20 protein-coding genes are annotated in these 21094 nt (G+C 65.6%); 15 read left to right on the top strand and 5 right to left on the bottom strand.

The features are described from left to right. Positions 1–36: 36 nt before the first annotated feature. Together AC5P6S_RS08395 and ykgO are read right to left on the bottom strand one after the other, a co-directional pair. Positions 37–336, bottom strand: a complete 300-nt coding sequence (locus AC5P6S_RS08395; protein ID WP_394253865.1) for a hypothetical protein — start codon at positions 334–336, stop codon at positions 37–39. Between the two features lie 176 nt (positions 337–512). Continuing rightward, on the bottom strand, positions 513–638 hold the full coding sequence (ykgO, locus tag AC5P6S_RS08400) for a type B 50S ribosomal protein L36 (protein ID WP_005409283.1): 126 nt from the start codon (positions 636–638) through the stop codon (positions 513–515). Between the two features lie 197 nt (positions 639–835). Here ykgO and cmk point away from each other — a divergent pair, with 197 nt between their 5' ends. The 8 genes from cmk (at position 836) to galU (ending at position 9121) form a co-directional block, all read left to right on the top strand. After that, on the top strand, positions 836–1513 hold the full coding sequence (gene cmk, locus AC5P6S_RS08405; protein ID WP_005409284.1) for a (d)CMP kinase: 678 nt from the start codon (positions 836–838) through the stop codon (positions 1511–1513). A 198-nt stretch (positions 1514–1711) separates the two neighbouring features. Beyond that, positions 1712–3397, top strand: coding sequence for a 30S ribosomal protein S1 (rpsA, locus tag AC5P6S_RS08410; RefSeq protein WP_005409285.1), 1686 nt, complete (start codon positions 1712–1714; stop codon positions 3395–3397). A gap of 88 nt (positions 3398–3485) precedes the next feature. Then, positions 3486–3791, top strand: a complete 306-nt coding sequence (locus tag AC5P6S_RS08415; RefSeq protein ID WP_049397760.1) for an integration host factor subunit beta — start codon at positions 3486–3488, stop codon at positions 3789–3791. Positions 3792–3866: 75 nt separating this feature from the next. Next, a complete protein-coding gene (locus AC5P6S_RS08420) occupies positions 3867–4151 on the top strand; it encodes a lipopolysaccharide assembly protein LapA domain-containing protein (RefSeq protein WP_005409287.1) in 285 nt (94 codons plus the stop codon). Between the two features lie 6 nt (positions 4152–4157). Next, positions 4158–5336 carry a lipopolysaccharide assembly protein LapB gene (gene lapB, locus AC5P6S_RS08425; RefSeq protein WP_005409288.1) on the top strand — a complete coding sequence of 393 codons (1179 nt, stop codon included), beginning with the start codon at positions 4158–4160 and terminating at the stop codon, positions 5334–5336. 3 nt (positions 5337–5339) lie between these two features. Then, a complete protein-coding gene (locus AC5P6S_RS08430; protein WP_049397758.1) occupies positions 5340–6329 on the top strand; it encodes an MraY family glycosyltransferase in 990 nt (329 codons plus the stop codon). Positions 6330–6332: 3 nt separating this feature from the next. After that, on the top strand, positions 6333–8246 hold the full coding sequence (locus AC5P6S_RS08435) for a polysaccharide biosynthesis protein (RefSeq protein WP_005413043.1): 1914 nt from the start codon (positions 6333–6335) through the stop codon (positions 8244–8246). Next, on the top strand, positions 8243–9121 hold the full coding sequence (gene galU, locus AC5P6S_RS08440) for a UTP--glucose-1-phosphate uridylyltransferase GalU (RefSeq protein ID WP_005409291.1): 879 nt from the start codon (positions 8243–8245) through the stop codon (positions 9119–9121). Before AC5P6S_RS08435 ends, galU begins: the two co-directional genes overlap by 4 nt. A 638-nt stretch (positions 9122–9759) precedes the next feature. Here the strand turns inward: galU and AC5P6S_RS08445 are convergent. The 3 genes from AC5P6S_RS08445 to AC5P6S_RS08455 all read right to left on the bottom strand — a co-directional run bounded on the left by AC5P6S_RS08445 (position 9760) and on the right by AC5P6S_RS08455 (position 14132). Beyond that, complete coding sequence (locus tag AC5P6S_RS08445) at positions 9760–10968, bottom strand: acetyl-CoA C-acyltransferase (protein WP_005409292.1); 1209 nt, start codon at positions 10966–10968, stop codon at positions 9760–9762. Positions 10969–11067: 99 nt separating this feature from the next. Beyond that, a complete protein-coding gene (locus tag AC5P6S_RS08450; protein ID WP_010484579.1) occupies positions 11068–13440 on the bottom strand; it encodes a 3-hydroxyacyl-CoA dehydrogenase/enoyl-CoA hydratase family protein in 2373 nt (790 codons plus the stop codon). Positions 13441–13466: 26 nt separating this feature from the next. After that, complete coding sequence (locus AC5P6S_RS08455; RefSeq protein WP_005413120.1) at positions 13467–14132, bottom strand: TetR/AcrR family transcriptional regulator; 666 nt, start codon at positions 14130–14132, stop codon at positions 13467–13469. 325 nt (positions 14133–14457) lie between these two features. On the opposite strand from AC5P6S_RS08455, the gene ndk reads away from it, so the two are divergent. The 7 genes from ndk to der all read left to right on the top strand — a co-directional run bounded on the left by ndk (position 14458) and on the right by der (position 21089). Continuing rightward, positions 14458–14883, top strand: coding sequence for a nucleoside-diphosphate kinase (gene ndk, locus AC5P6S_RS08460; protein ID WP_005409295.1), 426 nt, complete (start codon positions 14458–14460; stop codon positions 14881–14883). 10 nt (positions 14884–14893) lie between these two features. Then, positions 14894–16099 (top strand): dual-specificity RNA methyltransferase RlmN, encoded by a 1206-nt coding sequence (gene rlmN / locus AC5P6S_RS08465; protein ID WP_005409296.1) that lies wholly within the window; start codon positions 14894–14896, stop codon positions 16097–16099. Then, positions 16086–16871 (top strand): tetratricopeptide repeat protein, encoded by a 786-nt coding sequence (locus AC5P6S_RS08470; RefSeq protein ID WP_005409297.1) that lies wholly within the window; start codon positions 16086–16088, stop codon positions 16869–16871. Before rlmN ends, AC5P6S_RS08470 begins: the two co-directional genes overlap by 14 nt. A gap of 18 nt (positions 16872–16889) precedes the next feature. Further along, the gene (locus tag AC5P6S_RS08475; protein ID WP_005409298.1) at positions 16890–17762 is read left to right on the top strand and encodes a RodZ domain-containing protein; all 873 of its coding nucleotides are present in this window, start codon (positions 16890–16892) and stop codon (positions 17760–17762) included. Between the two features lie 65 nt (positions 17763–17827). Continuing rightward, positions 17828–18466: a YfgM family protein gene (locus AC5P6S_RS08480; protein WP_005409299.1), complete on the top strand. Its 639-nt coding sequence runs from the start codon at positions 17828–17830 to the stop codon at positions 18464–18466. Further along, the gene (bamB, locus tag AC5P6S_RS08485) at positions 18466–19674 is read left to right on the top strand and encodes an outer membrane protein assembly factor BamB (protein WP_005409300.1); all 1209 of its coding nucleotides are present in this window, start codon (positions 18466–18468) and stop codon (positions 19672–19674) included. Before AC5P6S_RS08480 ends, bamB begins: the two co-directional genes overlap by 1 nt. Before the next feature lie 17 nt (positions 19675–19691). Next, a complete protein-coding gene (gene der, locus AC5P6S_RS08490) occupies positions 19692–21089 on the top strand; it encodes a ribosome biogenesis GTPase Der (protein WP_012479950.1) in 1398 nt (465 codons plus the stop codon). Positions 21090–21094: the final 5 nt, after the last annotated feature.

Genomic DNA, 21094 nt, shown 5'->3' on the forward strand with positions numbered 1-21094 from the left:
CTCGCTACACAGGCCCGCCCACGGCGGGTAAAGGGATCAACGGATCGGCGGTTTCGGGCCGATTTCGTTCGGGTCCGCCTGGTTGGCCACCACGTCGATCACCTTCTGCTTCTCGAAGTAGACGGTGAACTGCGGGTACACCCAGCGGTTGATGGTCGGCCATTGCCGCTTCTGCCCACCACGCGGCTGCAGCTGTTCGCTCGGCGCGCCGAACTGCGCCTGTACCTGCTGCATGCTCTGGCCGCTCACGGGCAGGGCACCGGCCGGCTTCTCGCGGGCGCGGTCGACAAGCAGGGTATCGGCCAGCGCCGGTGTGGCGGCGGCCAGGGTGGCCATCACGGCCAGGGCGGACAGGTAACGCTTCATCTCGATCTACTCCCCAGTGGTCAAGAAAGGCGATTACAGCAAAATCAGCAGGAAAAAGCCGCATAAACAAAAAACCGCCCGAAGGCGGTTTCTTGCATCGGGTCGGCCCCGCGTAGGGCCAGCCGCAGCCGTGAAGGCTGTTGGGCTTAGCGCTGACGCGCCTTGAAACGCGGGTTCGACTTGCAGATGACGAAGATCTTGCCGCGACGACGGACGACCTTGCAGTCGCGGTGACGGGCCTTCGCCGACTTCAGGGAGGACAGGACTTTCATGGCATACCTCGGCGTAAACAGTAGTTGTTCGGGTGGAGCGTGGCCGCGATATGCGAAAGACAATCGGCAGTTGACGCTCGTTCAAGCCCGCCATTCTACCGGGCTTTTCCTCGTGGTTTCAAGTGGTTGCACAAAAGATCCCGCTGGGGGTGTCTGGCAGGGGCTAGAATGGCCCCTTCACACGCTCTGGGAACCCCATGAATCCACTCGCTCCCGTCCTGACCATCGACGGCCCTTCCGGGGCCGGCAAGGGTACCATCAGCCGCATCATCGCGCGCCGGATGGGCTGGCATTACCTGGATTCGGGGGCGCTGTACCGCGCGGTGGGCGTGGCCGCGAGCTGGGCCGACATCGACACCTCCGACGCCTCGGCGCTGGTGCGCTGCACCTTCGACACCCATGTTCAGTTTGTTGAACAGGGCGAGTCGATGCGGGTCATGGTCAACGGCACCGATGCCACCGACGAGCTGCGCCTGGAGACCACTGGCGCTCTGGCTTCTGCCATCGCCGCCATTCCCGAGGTGCGCGCCGCGCTGAAGGAGCGCCAGCGCGCATTCAGGGAGCTGCCCGGCCTGGTCGCCGATGGCCGCGACATGGGTACGGTGATCTTCAAGGACGCCCCCTACAAGGTCTTCCTGACCGCCAGTGCCGAGGAGCGCGCCGAGCGCCGGCATAAGCAGTTGAAAGACAAGGGGGTTTCTGTTAACTTTGATGACCTCCTGCGCGAGATCATGGCCCGCGACGCCCGTGATGCCCAGCGTACCGTGGCGCCCCTGAAGCCGGCAGACGATGCTGTCCTCATCGACACCACAGGCATCGGCATCGATGATGTCGTTGCCCGAGTGATGGATCTGCTTCCGGTTCCGGCTGCCTGATCCGTTCGCGCGGGAGCACTGCCAGCTGCATCGGTGGTGGTCGCGCAAAGCAGTGCTGTACCAGCTCCGTCGCGCAATGATGCGTGGCGGTTTTCCTACTACACACGACCTGCGTTTCCGGGGTCGACCAACAGGCGGGCGGTCGCCATTCCCCTGAAGGGGACGCCACCGACCCATGTGTCCAACAGAGTAAATCTAATGACCGAATCATTTGCCGAACTGTTTGAAGCCAGCCAGGCCAACCTGGCCAAGCTGAAGCCGGGCGCCATCGTCAGCGGTACCGTTGTTGAAGTCCGCGGCGACGTCGTGGTGATCAACGCTGGCCTGAAGTCCGAAGGCATCGTGCCGATCGAACAGTTCCGTAACGACGCTGGCGAAATCGACGTCGCCGAAGGCGACATCGTCAAGGTCGCCCTCGACTCGATCGAGAACGGCTTCGGCGAAACCGTCCTGTCGCGCGAGAAGGCCAAGCGCGCGATGGTGTGGGACGAGCTGGAAGAAGCGTTGGAAAAGAACGAAACCATCACCGGCCGCATCAGCGGCAAGGTCAAGGGTGGTTTCACCGTGGATATCAAGGATGTCCGCGCCTTCCTGCCGGGTTCCCTGGTCGATGTGCGCCCGGTGCGCGATCCGGCCTACCTGGAAGGCAAGGAACTCGAGTTCAAGCTCATCAAGCTGGACCGCAAGCGTAACAACGTCGTGGTCTCGCGCCGCGCTGTCGTCGAAAGCGAGCACTCGGAAGAGCGCGAGCAGCTGATGGACAAGCTGCAGGAAGGCGCGATCCTGAAGGGTGTCGTCAAGAACCTGACCGATTACGGCGCGTTCGTGGACCTGGGCGGCATCGACGGCCTGCTGCACATCACCGACATGGCGTGGAAGCGCGTGCGTCACCCGTCGGAAGTCGTGAACGTCGGCGACGAGCTGGACGTCCGCGTGCTGAAGTTCGACCGCGAGCGCAACCGCGTTTCGCTGGGCCTGAAGCAGCTGGGCGAGGATCCGTGGGACAACATCGGCCGTCGTTACCCGGCCAACAGCCGCGTCTTCGGCAAGGTCTCCAACGTCACCGATTACGGTGCGTTCGTTGAGATCGAGCCGGGCGTCGAAGGCCTGGTGCACGTCTCCGAGATGGATTGGACCAACAAGAACGTCAACCCGTCCAAGGTTGTGCAGGTTGGTGACGAAGTCGAAGTGATGGTGCTGGACGTCGATGAAGAGCGTCGCCGTATCTCGCTGGGCATGAAGCAGGTTGCCGCCAATCCGTGGGAAACCTTCGCTGCCACCCACAAGAAGGGTGACAAGGTGTCGGGCCAGATCAAGTCGATCACCGACTTCGGCATCTTCATCGGCCTGGACGGCGGCATCGACGGCCTGGTCCACCTGTCCGACATCAGCTGGAACACCACCGGCGAAGACGTCGTTCGCAACTTCAAGAAGGGCGATACCCTGGACGCCGTCGTCCTGGCTGTCGATCCGGAGCGCGAGCGCATCTCCCTGGGCGTGAAGCAGCTGGAGCAGGATCCGTTCGGCCAGTACATGGCTGCCAATCCGAAGGGCTCCAAGGTCGAAGGCGTGGTGAAGGAAGTCGACGCCAAGGGCGCGATCATCGAGCTGGCTGACGGCATCGAGGGTTACGTTTCGGCTCGCGACATCGCCAACGAGCGCGTTGACGACGCCACCCAGCACCTGAAGGTCGGCGACAAGATCGAAGCCAAGTTCGTGGGCATGGACCGCAAGGGCCGCACCCTGCAGCTGTCGATCAAGGCCAAGGACGACGCGGAAATGCGCGAAGTGCTGGAGGAATACCAGTCCTCTTCGGCTTCCAGCGGCACCACCCAGCTGGGCGCGCTGCTGCGTGCACAGCTGAACGGCAACAAGTCCGAGTAATCGGCCTTACGCTGTTTGTTGTTTCCTGGACGGCCCGGGCTTCTGCCCGGGCCGTTTCAGGCTGAGATGCCCCTGATGTGAGCCGGTGATGACCAAATCCGAACTGATCGAAATCCTTGCGCGCCGCCAGGCGCACCTGAAGGCCGATGATGTCGATCTGGCGGTGAAGTCGTTGCTGGAAATGATGGGCGGATCGCTGTCCGCCGGGGATCGCATCGAAATCCGTGGTTTTGGCAGCTTCTCGCTGCACTATCGTCCGCCGCGCCTGGGTCGCAACCCGAAGACCGGCCAATCGGTTGCCCTGCCGGGCAAGCACGTCCCCCATTTCAAGCCGGGCAAGGAACTGCGCGAGCGGGTCAGCAGTGTGCTGCCGCTGGACGCCGATCCGGCCTGAGCCCCGTCGCGCCACCGCGTGCGAATCCAGCCGCGGGTCGGATAAGCTACGGACTCCTGCCACTGGAGCTGTCGCATGAAGGTCTTTCGTCTGCTGGTCCTGCTGGCGGTCCTGATCCTTGGGCTGATCATTGGTGCGGTCAACATGACCGCGATGTCGATCAACCTGCTTTTCACTCAATTGCACACCTCGGTGGGCGTGGCGCTGATCGCTGCACTGCTGGTGGGTGTCGTGGTCGGTGCCGGCCTGGTACTGGTGAGCGTGGTCATTCCGCTCTACAGCCAGCTGCGCCGTGCCAACAAGTCCGTGGCGGCAACGCCGGCCGCGGGTGTTTCCCCCCAATCTTTTGATGGACGCTGATCGAAGATGGATTTCGTCACCGAGTGGCTTTGGTTTTTCCTGTTCGTTCCGCTGGCCGCACTGGCCGGGTGGGTGATCGGCCGGCGCGGTGGCCAGCGCCACGGTGACAACCAGGTCAGCCGCCTGTCCAGCACCTACTTCCGTGGCCTGAACTACCTGCTCAACGAGCAGCCGGACAAGGCCATCGAACTGTTCCTGCACATCGCCGAGCTGGACAAGGAAACCTTCGAGACCCAGGTCGCGCTGGGCCACCTGTTCCGCCGCCGCGGTGAAGTCGACCGCGCCATCCGCCTGCACCAGGGGCTGGTCAACCGCCACGACCTGAGCGACGCGCAGCGCGTGCAGGCCCTGCTGGCGCTGGGCGAGGACTATATGAAGTCCGGCCTGCTGGACCGTGCAGAGACCGTGTTCACCGAACTGGCGCAGCTGGACCAGCGCGCCCCGCAGGCGCTCAAGCACCTGATCGGCATCTACCAGGCTGAGCGTGACTGGGAAAAGGCGATCGACAACGCCACCCGCTTCGAAGACGTCACCGGCGAGCCGATGGGCAAGCTGATCGGGCAGTTCGAGTGCGAACTGGCCGAACGTTTCCGCGGCGCCGGCAAGCTGGAAGAGGCGAGGGCAGCGATTGCCCGGGCCTACCAGGCCGATGCGATGTCGGTGCGTGCCGGCATCATTGAGGGTCGCCTGGAAACCGATGCCGGCAATCCGGAAGCGGCCGTGCGCGCCTTCGAGCGCGCCGCGCGCAACGATCCGGAGTACCTGCCGGAGCTGCTGCCGGCGCTGATGCAGAACTATCGCAAGGTGGGCGATCTGGCAGGCGCACGTGCGTTCCTGTCGGAAATGACCGAGCACTACCGTGGCATCGCCCCGGTGCTGGCCCTGACCCGGCTGATGGAAGAGCAGGAGGGCGTGGCTCCGGCCCGAGCCTACCTTGGCCGCCAGCTCAAGGATCGTCCGTCGGTGCGTGGCGAATCGGCGCTGATCGACCTGACCCTGGCCGAGGGCGCCGATTCGACGGCGACCCTGCATGACCTCAAGCACATCACCGACCAGCTGCTGGTGCGCAATCCCGCTTACCGCTGCACCCGTTGCGGGTTCGGTGCACGCACCCACCACTGGCAGTGCCCGAGCTGCAAGGAGTGGGGCACGGTCAAGCCACTGCTGAACTACGCGGTGCTCTGATCCATGCCGTGGCTCGTGATGGGCGCGCTGCTGGGGCTGGCCCTGCTGAGTGCGGGGTTGACCTGGGCGGCACGGGGTTATGCCCTGCGCCAGCAACTGCTGGACCAGCCCGGCGAGCGTCGCAGCCATAGCGTGGCAACGCCGCGCGGTGGTGGCATCGCCATCGTCATCAGCCTGCTGGTCACCGCCGGTGCAGCGATGTGGGTCTGGCCTGAATCGACACCGAGCCTGCTGGTGGCCAGCCTGGGCCTGGTGCTGGTGGCGGGCATCGGCTGGTGGGACGACCACCGGCCGTTGCCGGCCATGCGCCGCCTGCTGGTGCACTTCATTGCCGCCGCGCTGCTGGCCGCCCTGGTCAAGGTGCATGGTGGAAGCTGGTTGCTGGCCGGGCTGGTGCTGGTATTCACCGCCTCGTTGATCAACATCTGGAACTTCATGGATGGCATCAACGGTATTGCCGCCAGCCAGGCCATTGTTGTTGCGCTGGGCCTGGCGCCGGTGCTGCCCTGGCCGTATTCGCTGGCCGCGGTGGCGCTGGGCCTGGCCTGCCTGGGCTTCCTGCCGTTCAATTTCCCACGGGCCCGGATCTTCATGGGTGATGTCGGAAGTGGCGCGCTGGGCTATGCAGTCGCCGTCGTCCTCGCGATCGCTGCGGTGCGTACCGATATCAACTGGATCCTGCTGCTGGTGCCGGCTTCGGCGTTCCTCGTGGACGCGGGCTTCACACTGGCGGCGCGCATCATCTCAGGACAACGCTGGATGGAACCCCATACCCAGCACGTCTACCAGCGGGCGGTGCAGGCAGGAGCCAGCCACGCCCAGGTGACAGGGATGTACTTTGCTTTGGGCCTGTTCAGTATTACAGTGCTTAATGTCTGCTCCAATTTGCAGCCGAGGTGGGAGGCTGTCCTGGCGGTCGCGTGGTTTCTCGCGCTGAGCGTCCTCTGGATCCTCCTGCGCAATGGATTGCGTCACCGACAAGGAAATACCTGACTTATGGCTTCACCCTGGCGGGACAGAATCCTCGGCCTGATGCCGCGTTCGGCCATCGTCTGCCACGACCTGTTCATGGTCTGGGCATGCTGGCAGCTGCTCCACGCCGGGCGGTACTCGATCCTCCCCAACGCGCCCTCGCTTCCGCTCTGGAATGTCGACACCACCCTGGTGCTGCTGCTGCAGGGCCTGGTGTTCTGGCGCGTGGGCCTGTATCGCGGGCTGTGGCGTTTCGCCAGCGTCAGCGACCTGCTGAACATCTTCAAGGCCAGCTTCATCGGCCTGGTCGGCATCGTGCTGGTGCTGATGTGGAAGCGTTTCGACGGCGTGCCGATGTCGGTGCTGGTGATCTATCCGTTCGCGCTGTCGGCGCTGCTGGGCGCGCCGCGCCTGCTGTACCGGGCCTGGAAGGATTACCAGGCACTGCAGTCGGATTCGAGCGCGCGCCGCGTGCTGATCCTCGGTGCGGGGCAAGCCGCCGAGACGCTGGTCCGCGATCTGCGCCGCTCCGGCAACTTCGAACCGGTCGGCCTGCTGGACGACGCACCGCACCTGCGCGGCGCCAAGCTGCAGGGCCTGCCGATCCTGGGCAGCCTCGATGATGCCCCGGCGGTGGTCCGCGAGACTGCGGCCAAGTTGCTGGTGATCGCCATGCCCTCGCTGGATGCCGCAGGCATGCAGCGGGTGGTCGCCATCTGCGAAAGCACCGGCGTGCCGTTCCGCACCGTGCCCAAGCTGAGCGACATCCTGCAGGGGCAGTCGCTGCCCGGCCAACTGAAGGAAGTGGCGATCGAGGATCTGCTCGGCCGCAAGCCGATCACCCCGGACTGGAACCTGATCCGGGGCTGGTTGGGCGGTCGCACCGTGATGGTGACCGGTGCCGGTGGCTCGATCGGCTCGGAGCTGTGCCGCCAGTGCGCGCGCCACGGTGCCGGCCGCATCATCCTGCTGGAGATCAGCGAACTGCTGCTGCTGACCATCGAGGGTGAGCTGCGTCGCAGCTTCCCCGATATCGAGATCGAAGCGGTGCTGGGCGACTGTGGCGATCCTGCGGTGATCCGCCATGCGCTGTCGCTGCATCCGGTCGACACCGCGTTTCATGCCGCAGCGTACAAGCATGTACCGGTGCTGGAACGGCAGCTGCGCGAAGCTGTGCGCAACAACATCCTGGCGACCGAGAACGTGGCCCGCGCCTGCCTGGAAGCGCGCGTCGAGCATTTCGTGTTCATCTCCACCGACAAGGCGGTCGATCCGGTCAACGCGCTGGGTGCCAGCAAGCGCTATGCCGAGATGATCTGCCAGAGCCTGGACCAGAAGTCCACGCACACCCGTTTCGTTACCGTGCGCTTCGGCAACGTGCTGGCCTCGGCCGGCAGCGTGGTGCCGCTGTTCCGCGAGCAGATCCTGCGCGGTGGTCCGGTCACGGTCACCGATCCGGAAGTCACCCGCTACTTCATGACCATCCCCGAGGCCTGCCAGTTGATCCTGCAGGCCGCAGCCTCGGCCTCGCACGGTGCGATCTACACGCTCGACATGGGCGAGCCGGTGCCGATCCGGCTGCTGGCCGAGCAGATGATCCGTCTGGCGGGCAAGCAGCCGTACAAGGATGTGCAGATCATCTATACCGGCCTGCGTCCGGGTGAGAAGCTGCACGAGACGCTGTTCTATTCGGACGAGGACTACCGCGCAACCGCGCATCCGAAGGTCCTTGAGGCCGGCGTGCGCATGTTCTCGCGCGATCTGGTGCTGGGCAACGTCCCGCGCCTGCGCGAGGCGGTGTGCAGCTACGACACCGAAACCATCAAGGAAGTCCTGTTCGCGACGATGCCCGAGTTCTCGCCAATCGAACAGGATGCTTACATTTCATCCGCTAAAGTCGTGCCCTTTCCCGCACGCGAGGCCAACAGGCACCAATGAGCAAGCGAATTCGCAAAGCAGTTTTCCCCGTAGCGGGTTTGGGGACGCGTTTTTTGCCAGCAACCAAGACCGTGCCGAAGGAGATGCTGCCGATCATTGACCGGCCGCTGATCCAGTACGCCGTGGATGAAGCAATCGAGGCCGGCTGTGACACGCTGGTGTTCATCACCAACCGCTACAAGCACGCGGTCGCCGACTACTTCGACAAGGCCTACGAGCTGGAGCAGAAGCTCGAGCGCGCCGGCAAGCAGGAGCAGCTGGAGCTGATCCGTCACGTGCTGCCCAATGGCGTGCGCGCGATCTTCGTGACCCAGGCCGAGGCGCTGGGCCTGGGCCATGCGGTGCTGTGTGCCAAGGCCGTGATCGGTGACGAGCCGTTCGCGGTACTGCTGCCGGACGACCTGATCTGGAACCGCGGCGACAGCGCGCTGAAGCAGATGGCCGATCTCAACGAAGCCAGTGGCGCCAGCGTCATTGCCGTTGAAGATGTGCCGCACGACAAGACCGCCAGTTACGGCATCGTCGCGACCGAGGCCTTCGATGGCCGCAAGGGCCGTATTTCGCAGATCGTGGAGAAGCCGAAGCCGGAGGACGCGCCGAGCGACCTGGCCGTGGTCGGCCGCTACGTGCTGAGTCCGAAGATCTTCGAGCTGCTGGAGCAGACCGGCAGCGGTGCCGGCGGCGAGATCCAGCTGACCGATGCGATCGCGCAGCTGCTGAAGACCGAAGAGGTGGATGCCTACCGTTTCGAGGGCACTCGTTTCGACTGCGGTACGCACCTGGGGCTGGTGGAAGCGACGATCCGCTTCGCGCTGGACAACCCGAAGCTGGCAGGGCCGGCGCGGGAGAAGCTGACGGCGATGTTGGCGGAATAAGGTTTATCAAGCGCTCCGTTCGCGGCGCCTTGATTGATACGTGGTGGGTGGTACGGGTGGGCCTTTGCAGGACACGCCGTAAACCCATCCATGGGGGCTCGATGGCGCCATCCATGGCGCCAACGGTCCTGCAAAGGCCCACCCGTCCCGCCTGCCAAGTTTCCTGCGGGCGCGGACGGGAAGGGCGGAATCAAGGGCGGGAGCACAAGCAAAAAAAGGCAGCCTATGGCTGCCTTTTTTGATTGTTGGGGTCAGATCCCTTTGCGCAGCAAAGGGCTCTGACCCCAGCTTTTGACCTTGCTTTTGCTAAACCCTCCGCCGCGCGGAATGTTGGGTGGCGCGGGTGGGTGAGGCTGACCGGGACTGTCAGCGGCATGGGCCAGGCGCATGCGCCTGGCGGGTTGGGCAGGGCGCCCAACCCCGGCCTTGCTGCGTGCGCAGGATTGCGCACGCTAGCAAGCCGCTGCCAAGCCCCCATGGGTGAGGGCGCTTTGCTTGCGAAGCACTGCTTCGCAAGCGCCCGAACGCACAGCCGCCAGCGGCTGGGCCGGTCTGGGGGTTCACGGCGTGTCCCGGGCAGCCTCACCCCACCCGGGCCCCACAGCCAACCGACACTCCAGCCGGCAACGCCTTGATCCTTACAGCGCCTCGAAAATACCCGCCGCGCCCATGCCGGTGCCGATGCACATCGTCACCATGCCGTACTTCTGCTGGCGACGACGCAGGCCGTGCAGCAGGGTGGCGGTACGGATCGCGCCGGTCGCACCCAGCGGGTGGCCCAGGGCAATCGCGCCACCCAGCGGGTTGACCTTGCTCGGGTCCAGGCCGCAATCGCGGATCACCGCCAGCGACTGCGCGGCGAACGCTTCGTTCAGTTCAATCCAATCCAGCTGGTCCTGGGTCAGGCCGGCCTGCTTCAGTGCCTTCGGGATCGCGGCGATCGGGCCGATGCCCATCACTTCCGGGCGCACGCCGGCCACCGAGAAGCTGACGAAACGGGCCAGCGGGGTCAGGCCGTAGTCCTTGATCGCCTGTTCCGAGGCCAGCAGCACGGCACCGGCGCCGTCGCTCATCTGCGACGAGTTACCGGCGGTGACGGTGCCGCCGAACTGGCCGTTGCGGAACACCGGGCGCAGCTTGGCCAGGCCTTCAGCCGAGGAATCCGGGCGCGGGCCTTCGTCGGTGTCGGCGATCTTGTTGCGGGTGATGATGCGCTGGCCATCGGCCAGGTCCGGCAGGTGCGAGACGATCTCGTACGGGCTGATCTCGTCCTTGAACTCGCCGTTCTGGATCGCGGCCATGGCCTTCTGGTGCGAGGCGAGGGCGAAGGCGTCCTGGTCTTCGCGCGAGACCTTCCACTCTTCGGCCACCTTCTCGGCAGTGATGCCCATGCCGTAGGCGATGGCCACGTGGTCGTTGTCGAACACGCTCGGCGCCATGGCGATCTTGTTGCCCATCATCGGCACCATCGACATCGACTCGGTGCCACCGGCCAGCATCAGGTCGGCGTTGCCCAGGCGGATCGCGTCGGCGGCCTGCGCCACGGCCTGCAGGCCGGAGGAGCAGAAGCGGTTCACGGTCTGTGCGGCGATGGTGTTGGGCAGGCCGGCCAGCAGCACGCCGATGCGCGCCACGTTCATGCCCTGCTCGGCTTCCGGCATGGCGCAGCCGATGATCGCGTCATCGATGCGGTTGACGTCCACGCCCGGGGCCTGGGCGACGACGCTGCGCAGCACGTGCGCAAGCATGTCGTCGGGGCGGGTGTTGCGGAACATGCCCTTGGGCGCCTTGCCGACCGGGGTGCGGGTGGCGGCGACGATGTAGGCGTCCTGGATTTGCTTGGTCATTGCAGTGATCTCTCGAATTTTTTAGCCGGGGTGCCGACCAACGGTCGGCACCCACCAGAGGCAGAGGAGTGCCAACCAGGGGTCGGCACCCGCCATCAATCAGTTACGCAGCGGCTTGCCGGTCTTCAGCATGTGCGCGATGCGGGCCTGGGTCTTTTCCTGCTGGGCCAGTTCGACGAAGTGCTTGCGCTCCAGGGTCAGCAGCCACTCTTCGTCCACCAGGGTGCCGCGGTCGACCTTGCCACCGCACAGCACGGTGGCGATGCGTTCGGCGATCTCGTAGTCGTACGGGCTGATGAAACGGCCTTCCAGCATGTTGACCAGCATCATCTTGAAGGTGGCGATGCCCACGTCACCGGCCACCTGGATGCGGCGTGCCGGCAGCGGCGGACGGTAGCCCGCTTCGGCCAGTGCACGGGCTTCGGCCTTGGCGATGTGCAGGGCCTCGTAGCTGTTGAACACCACCTTGTCGGTACTGCGCAGCAGGCCCAGTTCCTTGGCGTTGACCGCCGAGTTGGACACCTTGGCCATCGCCACGGTCTCGAAGGTCTTCTTCAGTTCGGCGAACACGTCACCGCCCGGGCCTGCGGCCTGCGAGGCACGCACGGCCAGTTCCTTCAGGCCGCCACCGGCCGGCAGCAGGCCGACACCGGCCTCGACCAGGCCGATGTAGCTTTCCAGGAAGGCCACGGTCTTGGCGCTGTGCATCTGGAACTCGCAGCCGCCGCCCAGGGCCAGGCCACGCACCGCTGCCACCACCGGCACCAGCGAGTACTTGATGCGCTGGCTGGTGCGCTGGAAGTTGGCGACCATTTCCTCGAACTGGTCGACCTTGCCGGCCTGCAGCAGGCCCAGTGCACCGGCCAGGTCGGCACCGGCGGAGAAGGGTTCCTTCTGCTGCCAGATCACCAGGCCCTGGAAGTCCTTCTCGGCGCGGCTCACGCATTCCTGCAGGCCGTCCAGCACCTGGTCGGACACGGTGTTCATCTTGGTCTTGAAGCTGACCACGGCGATGCCATCACCGTCGTGCCACATGCGCAGGCCGTCGTTCTCGAACACGGTCTCGCCCGGCGCGAACTTCTCGCCCAGCAGCGGATCCGGGAAGCGCTGGCGCTGGTACACCGGCAGCGACGAGCGCGGCAGCTTGGCGTTGCGCGACGGGCTGTAGCTGCCCTCGGCGGCATGCACGCCGTCGCGGCCATCGAAGACCCAATCCGGCAGCGGGGCATTGCTCATGCTCTTGCCGGCGACGATGTCATCGGCGATCCACTGCGCCACCTGCTTCCAGCCGGCGGCCTGCCAGGTTTCGAACGGGCCCAGCGACCAGCCGTAGCCCCAGCGGATGGCCAGGTCGACATCACGCGCGGTCTCGGCAATGTCGGCCAGGTGGTAGGCGCTGTAGTGGAACAGGTCGCGGAAGGTCGCCCACAGGAACTGCGCCTGCGGATGCTGGCTCTCGCGCAGCTTGGCGAACTTCTCGGCCGGGTTCTTGATCTTCAGGATCTCGACCACTTCCGGTGCGGCAGTGCGGTCGGCCGGGCGGTAGTCCTGCTTCTCCAGGTCCAGCACGACGATGTCCTTGCCGACCTTGCGGAAGATGCCGGCGCCGGTCTTCTGGCCCAACGCGCCCTTGGAAATCAGCGCGTCCAGCCACTTCGGCGACTTGAAGAACTCATGCCACGGGTCATTCGGCAGGGTGTCGCCCATGGTCTTGATGACGTGGGCCATGGTGTCCAGGCCGACCACGTCGGAGGTGCGGTAGGTGGCCGACTTCGGGCGGCCGACCAGCGGGCCGGTCAGGCCGTCCACTTCATCGAAGCCCAGGCCGAACTGCTGGGTGTGGTGGATGGTGGACAGGATCGAGAACACGCCGATGCGGTTGCCGATGAAGTTCGGGGTGTCCTTGGCGTACACCACACCCTTGCCCAGGGTGGTGACCAGGAATGCTTCCAGTCCTTCCAGCACGGCGGCATCGGTGGTGGTGGCCGGGATCAGCTCGGCCAGGTGCATGTAGCGCGGCGGGTTGAAGAAGTGCACGCCGCAGAAGCGGTGGCGCAGCTGTTCGGGCAGCACGTCGGCCAGCTTGTTGATGCCCAGGCCCGAGGTGTTGGAGGCCAGCACCGCGTGGTCGGCCACGAACGGGGCGATCTTCTTGTACAGGTCCTGCTTCCAGTCCATGCGCTCGGCGATGGCCTCGATGATCAGGTCGCAGTCCTTCAGCTGCTCCAGGCCGGACTCGTAGTTGGCCGGGGTGATGGCTTCGGCCAGCGACTTGCTGGCCAGCGGCGCCGGGCTCAGCTTGCCCAGGTTGGCGATCGCCTTCAGCACGATGCCGTCGGCCGGACCTTCCTTGGCAGGCAGGTCGAACAGCACGGTGTCGACGCCAGCGTTGGTGAGGTGGGCGGCGATCTGGGCACCCATGACGCCGGCACCCAGCACGGCGGCGCGGCGGACTAGCAGGGAATTGGACATGGTGTAGGGCCTTTGTTGGTCAGCAGTTACTGGGTGGAATCAAGGGAAGCGGGCAGGGCGCTGGCGCGTGCGGCGGCGCGGAACCCGGCTTCGGCGAAATGGATCAGTTCGTGGGCGGCATGGGCACGATGCGCCGCTTCGGTGACACCGGCGGGACGCTTGATCAGCCCGAAGTCGGCCATCGCATAGGTCAGCGAGCCGGCCAGGAAGTCGAGGCGCCAGTACAGCTCCTCCTTGCTCAGGTCCGGCACGCATTCGCCGATGGCCTTGCCGAACGCACGCAGCACGTGGCCGTAGTGGTCTGACAGGAACTTGCGCAGGTTGTCGTTCTTCTCGGCGTAGGCGCGGGCGATCACGCGCACGAAGGCGCCGCCGTTCTGGCGGTCCTGGGCCAGCGCCAGGGCCGGCTCGACGAAGGCAGCCAGCACCGGGCGCAGTTCACCCGGGTGCTCGGCGCGGGCGCGCTCGAGCTGCGACAGGCGGGCACCGGTCATCTCGTCCATGCGGCGGCGGAACACCTCGTTGACCAGGTTTTCCTTGGAGCCGAAGTGGTAGTTGACCGCGGCGATGTTGACGTCGGCCTGGCTGGTCACCTGGCGCAGCGAGGTGCCGGCGAAGCCGTGCTGGGCGAACAGCTCCTCGGCCGCGCCGAGGATCCGGTCCTTGGTCGAGAAGTGGGCGGGCTTGGCCATCGGTGGGCGGACCTTAATCAAACGATTGTTTGATACTAGGACCAGACGGTACCGTATGGCATTTTGCAGTGCAGCAAAATCGGCCGACCCGGTCAGATTTCACTCAGGTGGGTGAATGGGCGCAAAGGGTAGTGCCGGCCGCTGGCCGGCAACCTCGGGCAGCCAGTGGGGCACCAGCCTGCCGGCCAGCGGCCGGCACTACCACCCTGCCGCTTTATCTTTTACAATTCGCCTACGTTTATCAGGCTAAGCCCGCGTCCCGACGCGGGTTTTTTTCATGTTACCCTTCGGGCCATCAGCGGCCCGATTCCATTGGAGACATCCCATGGCGCTGGAGCGCACCCTTTCGATCATCAAGCCGGACGCCGTTGCCAAGAACGTCATCGGCGAAATCTACGCCCGCTTCGAGAAGGCTGGCCTGAAGGTCGTGGCCGCCAAGTACAAGCAGCTGTCGCGCCGTGAAGCCGAAGGCTTCTACGCCGTGCACCGCGAACGTCCGTTCTTCAACGCGCTGGTCGAGTTCATGATCTCCGGCCCGGTGATGATCCAGGCCCTGGAAGGCGAAAACGCCGTCCTGGCCCACCGCGACCTGCTGGGCGCCACCAACCCGAAGGAAGCCGCGCCGGGCACCATCCGCGCCGACTTCGCCGAATCCATCGATGCCAACGCCGCCCACGGCTCGGACTCGGTCGAGAATGCCGCGATTGAGATCGCCTACTTCTTCGCCGCCACCGAAGTCGTTTCGCGCTGAGAGTAATGCCGTGAACGAGGTCGTACAGTCCCCCGCCATCCAGCCGCTGCCGAAGTCGGCACCCACGGCTGGCAAGCAGAACCTGCTCGACCTCGATCGCGCGGGCCTGGAGAAGTTCTTCGTCGAGGTTCTCGGCGAAAAGAAGTTCCGTGCCCATCAGGTGATGAAGTGGATCCACCATCGCTACGTCACCGACTTCGATGAAATGACCGACCTCGGCAAGGTCCTGCGCGCCAAGCTGCAGGCCCATGCCGAGGTGCTGGTTCCCAACATCGTGTTCGACAAGCCCTCCGCCGACGGCACCCACAAGTGGCTGCTGGCGATGGGCGTGGATGGCAAGAACGCCATCGAGACCGTGTACATCCCGGACAAGACCCGCGGCACGCTGTGCGTGTCTTCGCAGGTCGGTTGCGGCCTGAACTGCACGTTCTGCTCCACTGCTACCCAGGGCTTCAACCGCAATCTGACCACCGCCGAGATCATCGGCCAGGTGTGGGTTGCCGCGCGCCACCTGGGCAACGTCCCGCACCAGATGCGCCGCCTCACCAACGTGGTGATGATGGGCATGGGCGAGCCGCTGATGAATTTCGACAACGTCGTGCGCGCCATGAGCGTGATGCGCGACGACCTGGGCTACGGCCTGGCCAACAAGCGCGTGACCCTGTCGACCTCCGGCCTGGTGCCGCAGATCGACCGCCTGTCTGCCGAAAGCGACGTGTCGCTGGCGGTGTCGCTGCATGCGCCGAACGACGCGCTGCGCGAGACCCTGGTGCCGCTCAACAAGAAGTACCCGATCGCCGAGCTGATGGCCTCGTGCGCACGCTACCTGCGCGCCAACAAGCGCCGCGAATCGGTCACCTTCGAATACACCCTGATGAAGGGCATCAACGACAAGCCGGAGCATGCTCGCGAGCTGGCCCGCCTGATGCGCCAGTTCGACAACGCGGTGCAGGCCAAGGATTCGGGCAAGGTCAACCTGATTCCGTTCAACCCGTTCCCGGGTACCCGCTACGAGCGTTCGGAAGAGGCGCACATCCGCGCCTTCCAGAAGATCCTGCTCGACAGCAACGTGCTGACCATGGTCCGCCGTACCCGTGGCGACGACATCGACGCCGCCTGTGGCCAGCTCAAGGGCCAGGTGATGGACCGCACCCGCCGCCAGGCGGAGTTCAACAAGACGCTGCAGGCGGGGAAGGGGAGCGATGCCGCGGCCTGACCGCCTCTGGCTGGTTCTGCTCGCAGGCACGCTGGCCCTCGCGGTCGGCGGCTGCAAATCCCATCCCAAGGCCAAGCTTGGCCCGAGCGAGGCGCCGGTCTACTCCGTCCGTGATCCGGAAGGGGTGCGACAGCAGGTGCGCTGGCAGGAGTTGCTGACCCTGGCCGGCCGCGACATCCAGGGCGGCAATCTCGATGCTGCCGAGCGCAAGGCGCGCGAAGCCCAGAAGCTGGTGCCGACGGCCCCCGACGGCCTGGTCCTGCTTGCGGGCATCGACGAGCGTCGCGGTCGCAGCCAGCAGGCCGGCGAGAACTTCCGCAAGGCTGCCGAACTGGCGCCGCAACGTGGCGACGTGCTCAACAACTATGGTGCCTGGCTGTGCCAGCAGGGCCAGGCGGCCGAATCGCTGGTGTGGTTCGATCGTGCCCAGCGGGCGCCGGGCAATCCCGCCGTCGCCGAAGCGCAGTCCAATGCCGGCAGCTGTGCGCTGGATGCAGGCCAGTTCGAGCGTGCCGAGCGCGACCTGCGCGCGGCGCTGTCGGCGCTGCCGGGAAACCCGGTCGCGCTGGAGGCCATGGCCCAGCTCAGCTTCCGCCAGGGCCGCTACATGGAGGCCCGGGCCTTCGCCGAACGTAGGATTGCGGCTGCACCCGCAACGCGTTCCGTGTTACAACTTGCGTCTCAAATCGAAGCGCGGCTGGGTGATCGGGCGGCATCTGACCGCTATCTTCAGCGCATTCGACAGGAATTTCCGCAGGAAGCGGGCTCCTAACTCCAGGGTTGATGCATTGTGATTGATGACCAGACTGTGAGCGCTCTCGAGACTGCGGCCGGCTGCGGCACCCGCCTGCGCCAGGCCCGTGAAGCGGCCGGACTGACCCTTGAGGATGTCGGCTCGCGCCTGCGCATGCCAGTCCAGGTGGTCAGGTCGCTGGAGGAAGAGCAGTGGCAGAAGCTGGGCGCGCCAGTCTTCGTGCGCGGCCAGTTGCGCAGCTACGCGCGCCTGCTCGACGTCGATGTGAGCCAGCTGCTGGAGCAGGCCCAGGTGGGTCCTGTCGTGCCGCCCACCCTGGTCAGCCATACCCATACCCCGCGTGCGCGCCGCATTGCCGAGAATCTCGGCCGGCGCGTGCTGTACGTCGGCATCACCGCCGTGCTGGCCGTGCCGGTGTGGTTCGCCACCCGCGGCCATTTCGATGGCAGTGCCACGCCGTCGCCGAACACGGCCTCGCTGGACGCGATCCCGGCCGCTGTGCCGGTGGCCCCGTCCGCTGCGGGTGTCGAGCCGGCAGCCCCGGCTGAAGTCGCGAGTGCCCCGGCCAGCAAGCCGGCCGCAACCCCGTATGTCGCTTCGCTGTCCCCGGTGCCGCGTTCGGCACCCGCTGCGCCCGCAGCCGCCAATACGCTGGAGATGCAGTTCAGCGGCGACAGCTGGGTCGATATCGGTGGTCCGGACGGCGCCACGGTCGAAAAGGCGCTGATCAAGTCCGGCGAGAGCCGCAGCTTCACGCCGGGCCAGGTGACCCGGGTGACCCTGGGCAACGCCTCGGCGGTCCAGGTTCAGCAGAACGGCGCTATCGTCGATCTGACCCCCTACCAGCGAGCCAACGTGGCACGCTTTCAGGTATCCTCTGAAGGCTCCGTAGTCCCGGTTTCGCACTGAGGCGCGGTTTCACCACCTTCGATTAAACCCAATGGTCCCTCCCGATGGGCGGGGCGAGAGTACGCATGGCGATCGACGATCTGCTCGACGAGCACGAACAAAGTGAACGCGTCCGCAGCTGGCTGCGGAAGAATGGCGCCAGCATCCTCGGTGGCGTAGCCATCGCGATCGGTGCCATTGCCGGCTGGCAGTGGTACCAGAAGGATCAGGGCGGCAAGCTGGCCTCGGCCAACGTGGAATACCAGAAGGCCCTGGTCGGTCTTCAGCAGAACAAGCTCGACGACGCTGCCAAGGCAGTGAAGGCGCTCGAAGCGGGCCCGTCCAGCATCTATGGCGACCTCGCGGCGCTGCAGCTGGCCAAGGCCCAGGTCGACGCCGGCAAGAACGAAGAAGCGCTGGCCACCCTGCGCGCCGTGAAGGTCGAAAGCGACCTGCAGCGCGTGGTCGACCAGCGTGTGGCCCGCCTGCTGGTGGCCACCGGCAAGAGCGACGAGGCGATCAAGCTGCTGGGCAGCGCCACCGACAGCAGCAGCCTGGAAATCCATGGCGATGCGCTGATGGCGCAGGGCAAGCGCGATGACGCCCGCGCACAGTACGAGAAGGCGCTGAAGTCGCTGGACGTGGCAGCGCCGCAGCGGCGCCTGCTGGAAACCAAGGTTATGGATGCCGGCGGCACGGTCGCCGCCCCTGCGGAGTCGGTTTGATGAGTCAGAAGGTCATGATCACCCGCGTCGCCACCGTGCTCCTGATGGGCATGGCCCTGACCGGCTGCAGCACCATGAAGGGCTGGTTCGCCGGCAAGGACGCGGCAGCGAAGAAGGCCCAGGAGCCGGCTGAGCTGGTCAAGTTCGAGCCGAGCGTCAAGGTCAACAAGGCCTGGTCGGTCAACCTCGGCAAGGGCGAGCGCCGCATCGGCGTGCGCCAGGGCCCGGCGGTGGCCAATGGCCACGTGTTTGCCGCGGCGATCACCGGTGGCGTGCACGCCATCGACCTGCAGACCGGCAAGAAGGTCTGGACCTGGGAGCCGCAGAAGGAAAAGAAGAAGCCGAAGCTGCGCCTGTCCGGCGGCCCGGGTGTCGGTGAGAACCTGGTCGTGATCGGCACGCTCGATGGCCAGGTCATCGCCCTGGACATCAATGACGGCAGCGAGAAGTGGCGCGCCCGTGTTCCGGGTGAGGTCATTGCCGCGCCGGCCGTGGCCCAGGGCCTGGTGTTCGTGCGCAGCAACGACGGCCGCGTCACCGCGTTCGATGCCGGCAACGGCACGCAGAAGTGGTTCAACCCGAGCGAACTGCCGGCGCTGACCGTGCGCGGCAACGCGCCGGTGGTCACCGGTCCGGGCGTGTTGTTCATCGGCAAGGACGAAGGCGCGGTTGCCGCGCTGGCCATGCAGGATGGGCGTACCCTGTGGGAACAGAACCTTGGCAACGGCGAAGGCCGTACCGAGCTGGACCGCATGGCCGATGTCGACGGTGCTCCGGTGCTGGAGGGCAACACCCTCTTCGTGAGCAGCTTCAAGAACCAGACCATGGCCATCGAAGGCCCGACCGGTCGCCCGCTGTGGGCGCGCGACCATGGCGGTGCAGGTGGCGTGGCGGTGTCGTCGGGCAATGTGTTCGTCACCGACAACAAGGGTGGCGTGTTCGGCTTGGACAAGGCGACCGGCGCTGCCATGTGGTCGCAGACCGAGCTGGCGCGTCGTTCGCTGACCGGCCCGGCGCTGCACGGTGATTACGTGGTCGTCGGCGACTACAAGGGATACGTGCACTGGTTGAAGACCTCCGATGGTGCGATGGCGGCACGGGCGAAGAGCGGCGGTGACGCCCTGCTGGCCCAGCCGGTCGTCGTCGACGGGGTGCTGCTGGTGCAGAACGTGGATGGCAAGCTGACCGCCTTCCGGTTGGCAAATTAAAAATTGGAGTAATCGCGATGCTGCCTTTGGTCGCCCTGGTTGGACGGCCGAATGTCGGCAAGTCGACTATTTTCAATGCGCTTACGCGCACCCGCGACGCGCTGGTCCATGACCAGCCCGGCGTCACCCGTGACCGCAACTACGGCGTCTGCCGCCTCGACGAGGACAACCATTTCCTCGTCGTGGATACCGGCGGTATTGCCGGGGAAGACGAAGGCCTGGCTGGTGCCACCACGCGCCAGGCCCGGGCTGCGGCGGCCGAAGCCGATCTGATCCTGTTCGTCGTCGACGCCCGCGAGGGCACCTCGGCGCTGGACGACGAGATCCTGGCCTGGCTGCGCAAGCTGTCGCGCCCGACGCTGCTGCTGATCAACAAGATCGACGGCACCGACGAGGACAGCGTGCGTTCGGAATTCGCCCGTTACGGCTTCGGCGAGATGCTGACCGTTTCGGCCGCGCATCGCCAGGGCCTGGACGACCTGCTGGACGAAGTGATCCAGCGCCTGCCGGAAGAAGGCAGCGGAGAAGAGCTGGACAACGATCCGAACCGTATCCGCATCGCCTTCGTCGGACGTCCGAACGTGGGCAAGTCGACCCTGGTCAACCGCATCCTCGGCGAGGAGCGCATGATCGCCTCCGACGTGCCGGGCACCACCCGCGACTCGATCGCGGTGGACCTGGAGCGCGATGGACGTGAGTACCGCCTGATCGACACCGCCGGCCTGCGCCGCCGTTCGCGCGTGGACGAGGTCGTCGAGAAGTTCTCGGTGGTCAAGACCATGCAGTCGATCGAGCAGTGCCAGGTCGCCGTGCTGATGCTGGACGCCACCGAAGGCGTGACCGACCAGGACGCCACCGTGCTCGGTGCCGTGCTCGATGCCGGCCGCGCGCTGGTGATCGCCATCAACAAGTGGGATGGCCTGACCGAGTACCAGCGCGAACAGGCTGAAACCATGCTGTCGCTGAAGCTGGGCTTCGTGCCCTGGGCCGAATCGGTGCGCATTTCGGCCAAGCACGGCTCGGGCCTGCGCGAGCTGTTCCGTGCGGTGCACCGCGCGCACGAATCGGCGAACAAGACCTTCACCACCAGCGAAGTGAACAAGGCGCTGGAAGTGGCGTACGAGACCAATCCGCCGCCGACCATCCGCGGCCACGTCTCCAAGCTGCGTTACGTGCACCCGGCCGGCGCCAACCCGCCGACCTTCATCGTGCACGGCACCCGCCTGAAGGAGCTGCAGGAATCGTACAAGCGCTACCTGGAGAACTTCTTCCGCAAGCGCTTCAAGCTGATCGGCACGCCGGTGAGCTTCATCTTCCGCGAGGGCACCAACCCGTACGAGGGCAAGAAGAACGTCCTCACCGAGCGGCAGGTCAAGGCCAAGCGGCGCTTGATGAAGCACGTCAAGGGCAAGTGATTCAC

Source organism: Stenotrophomonas sp. YJH_SMC_119 (assembly GCF_059368315.1).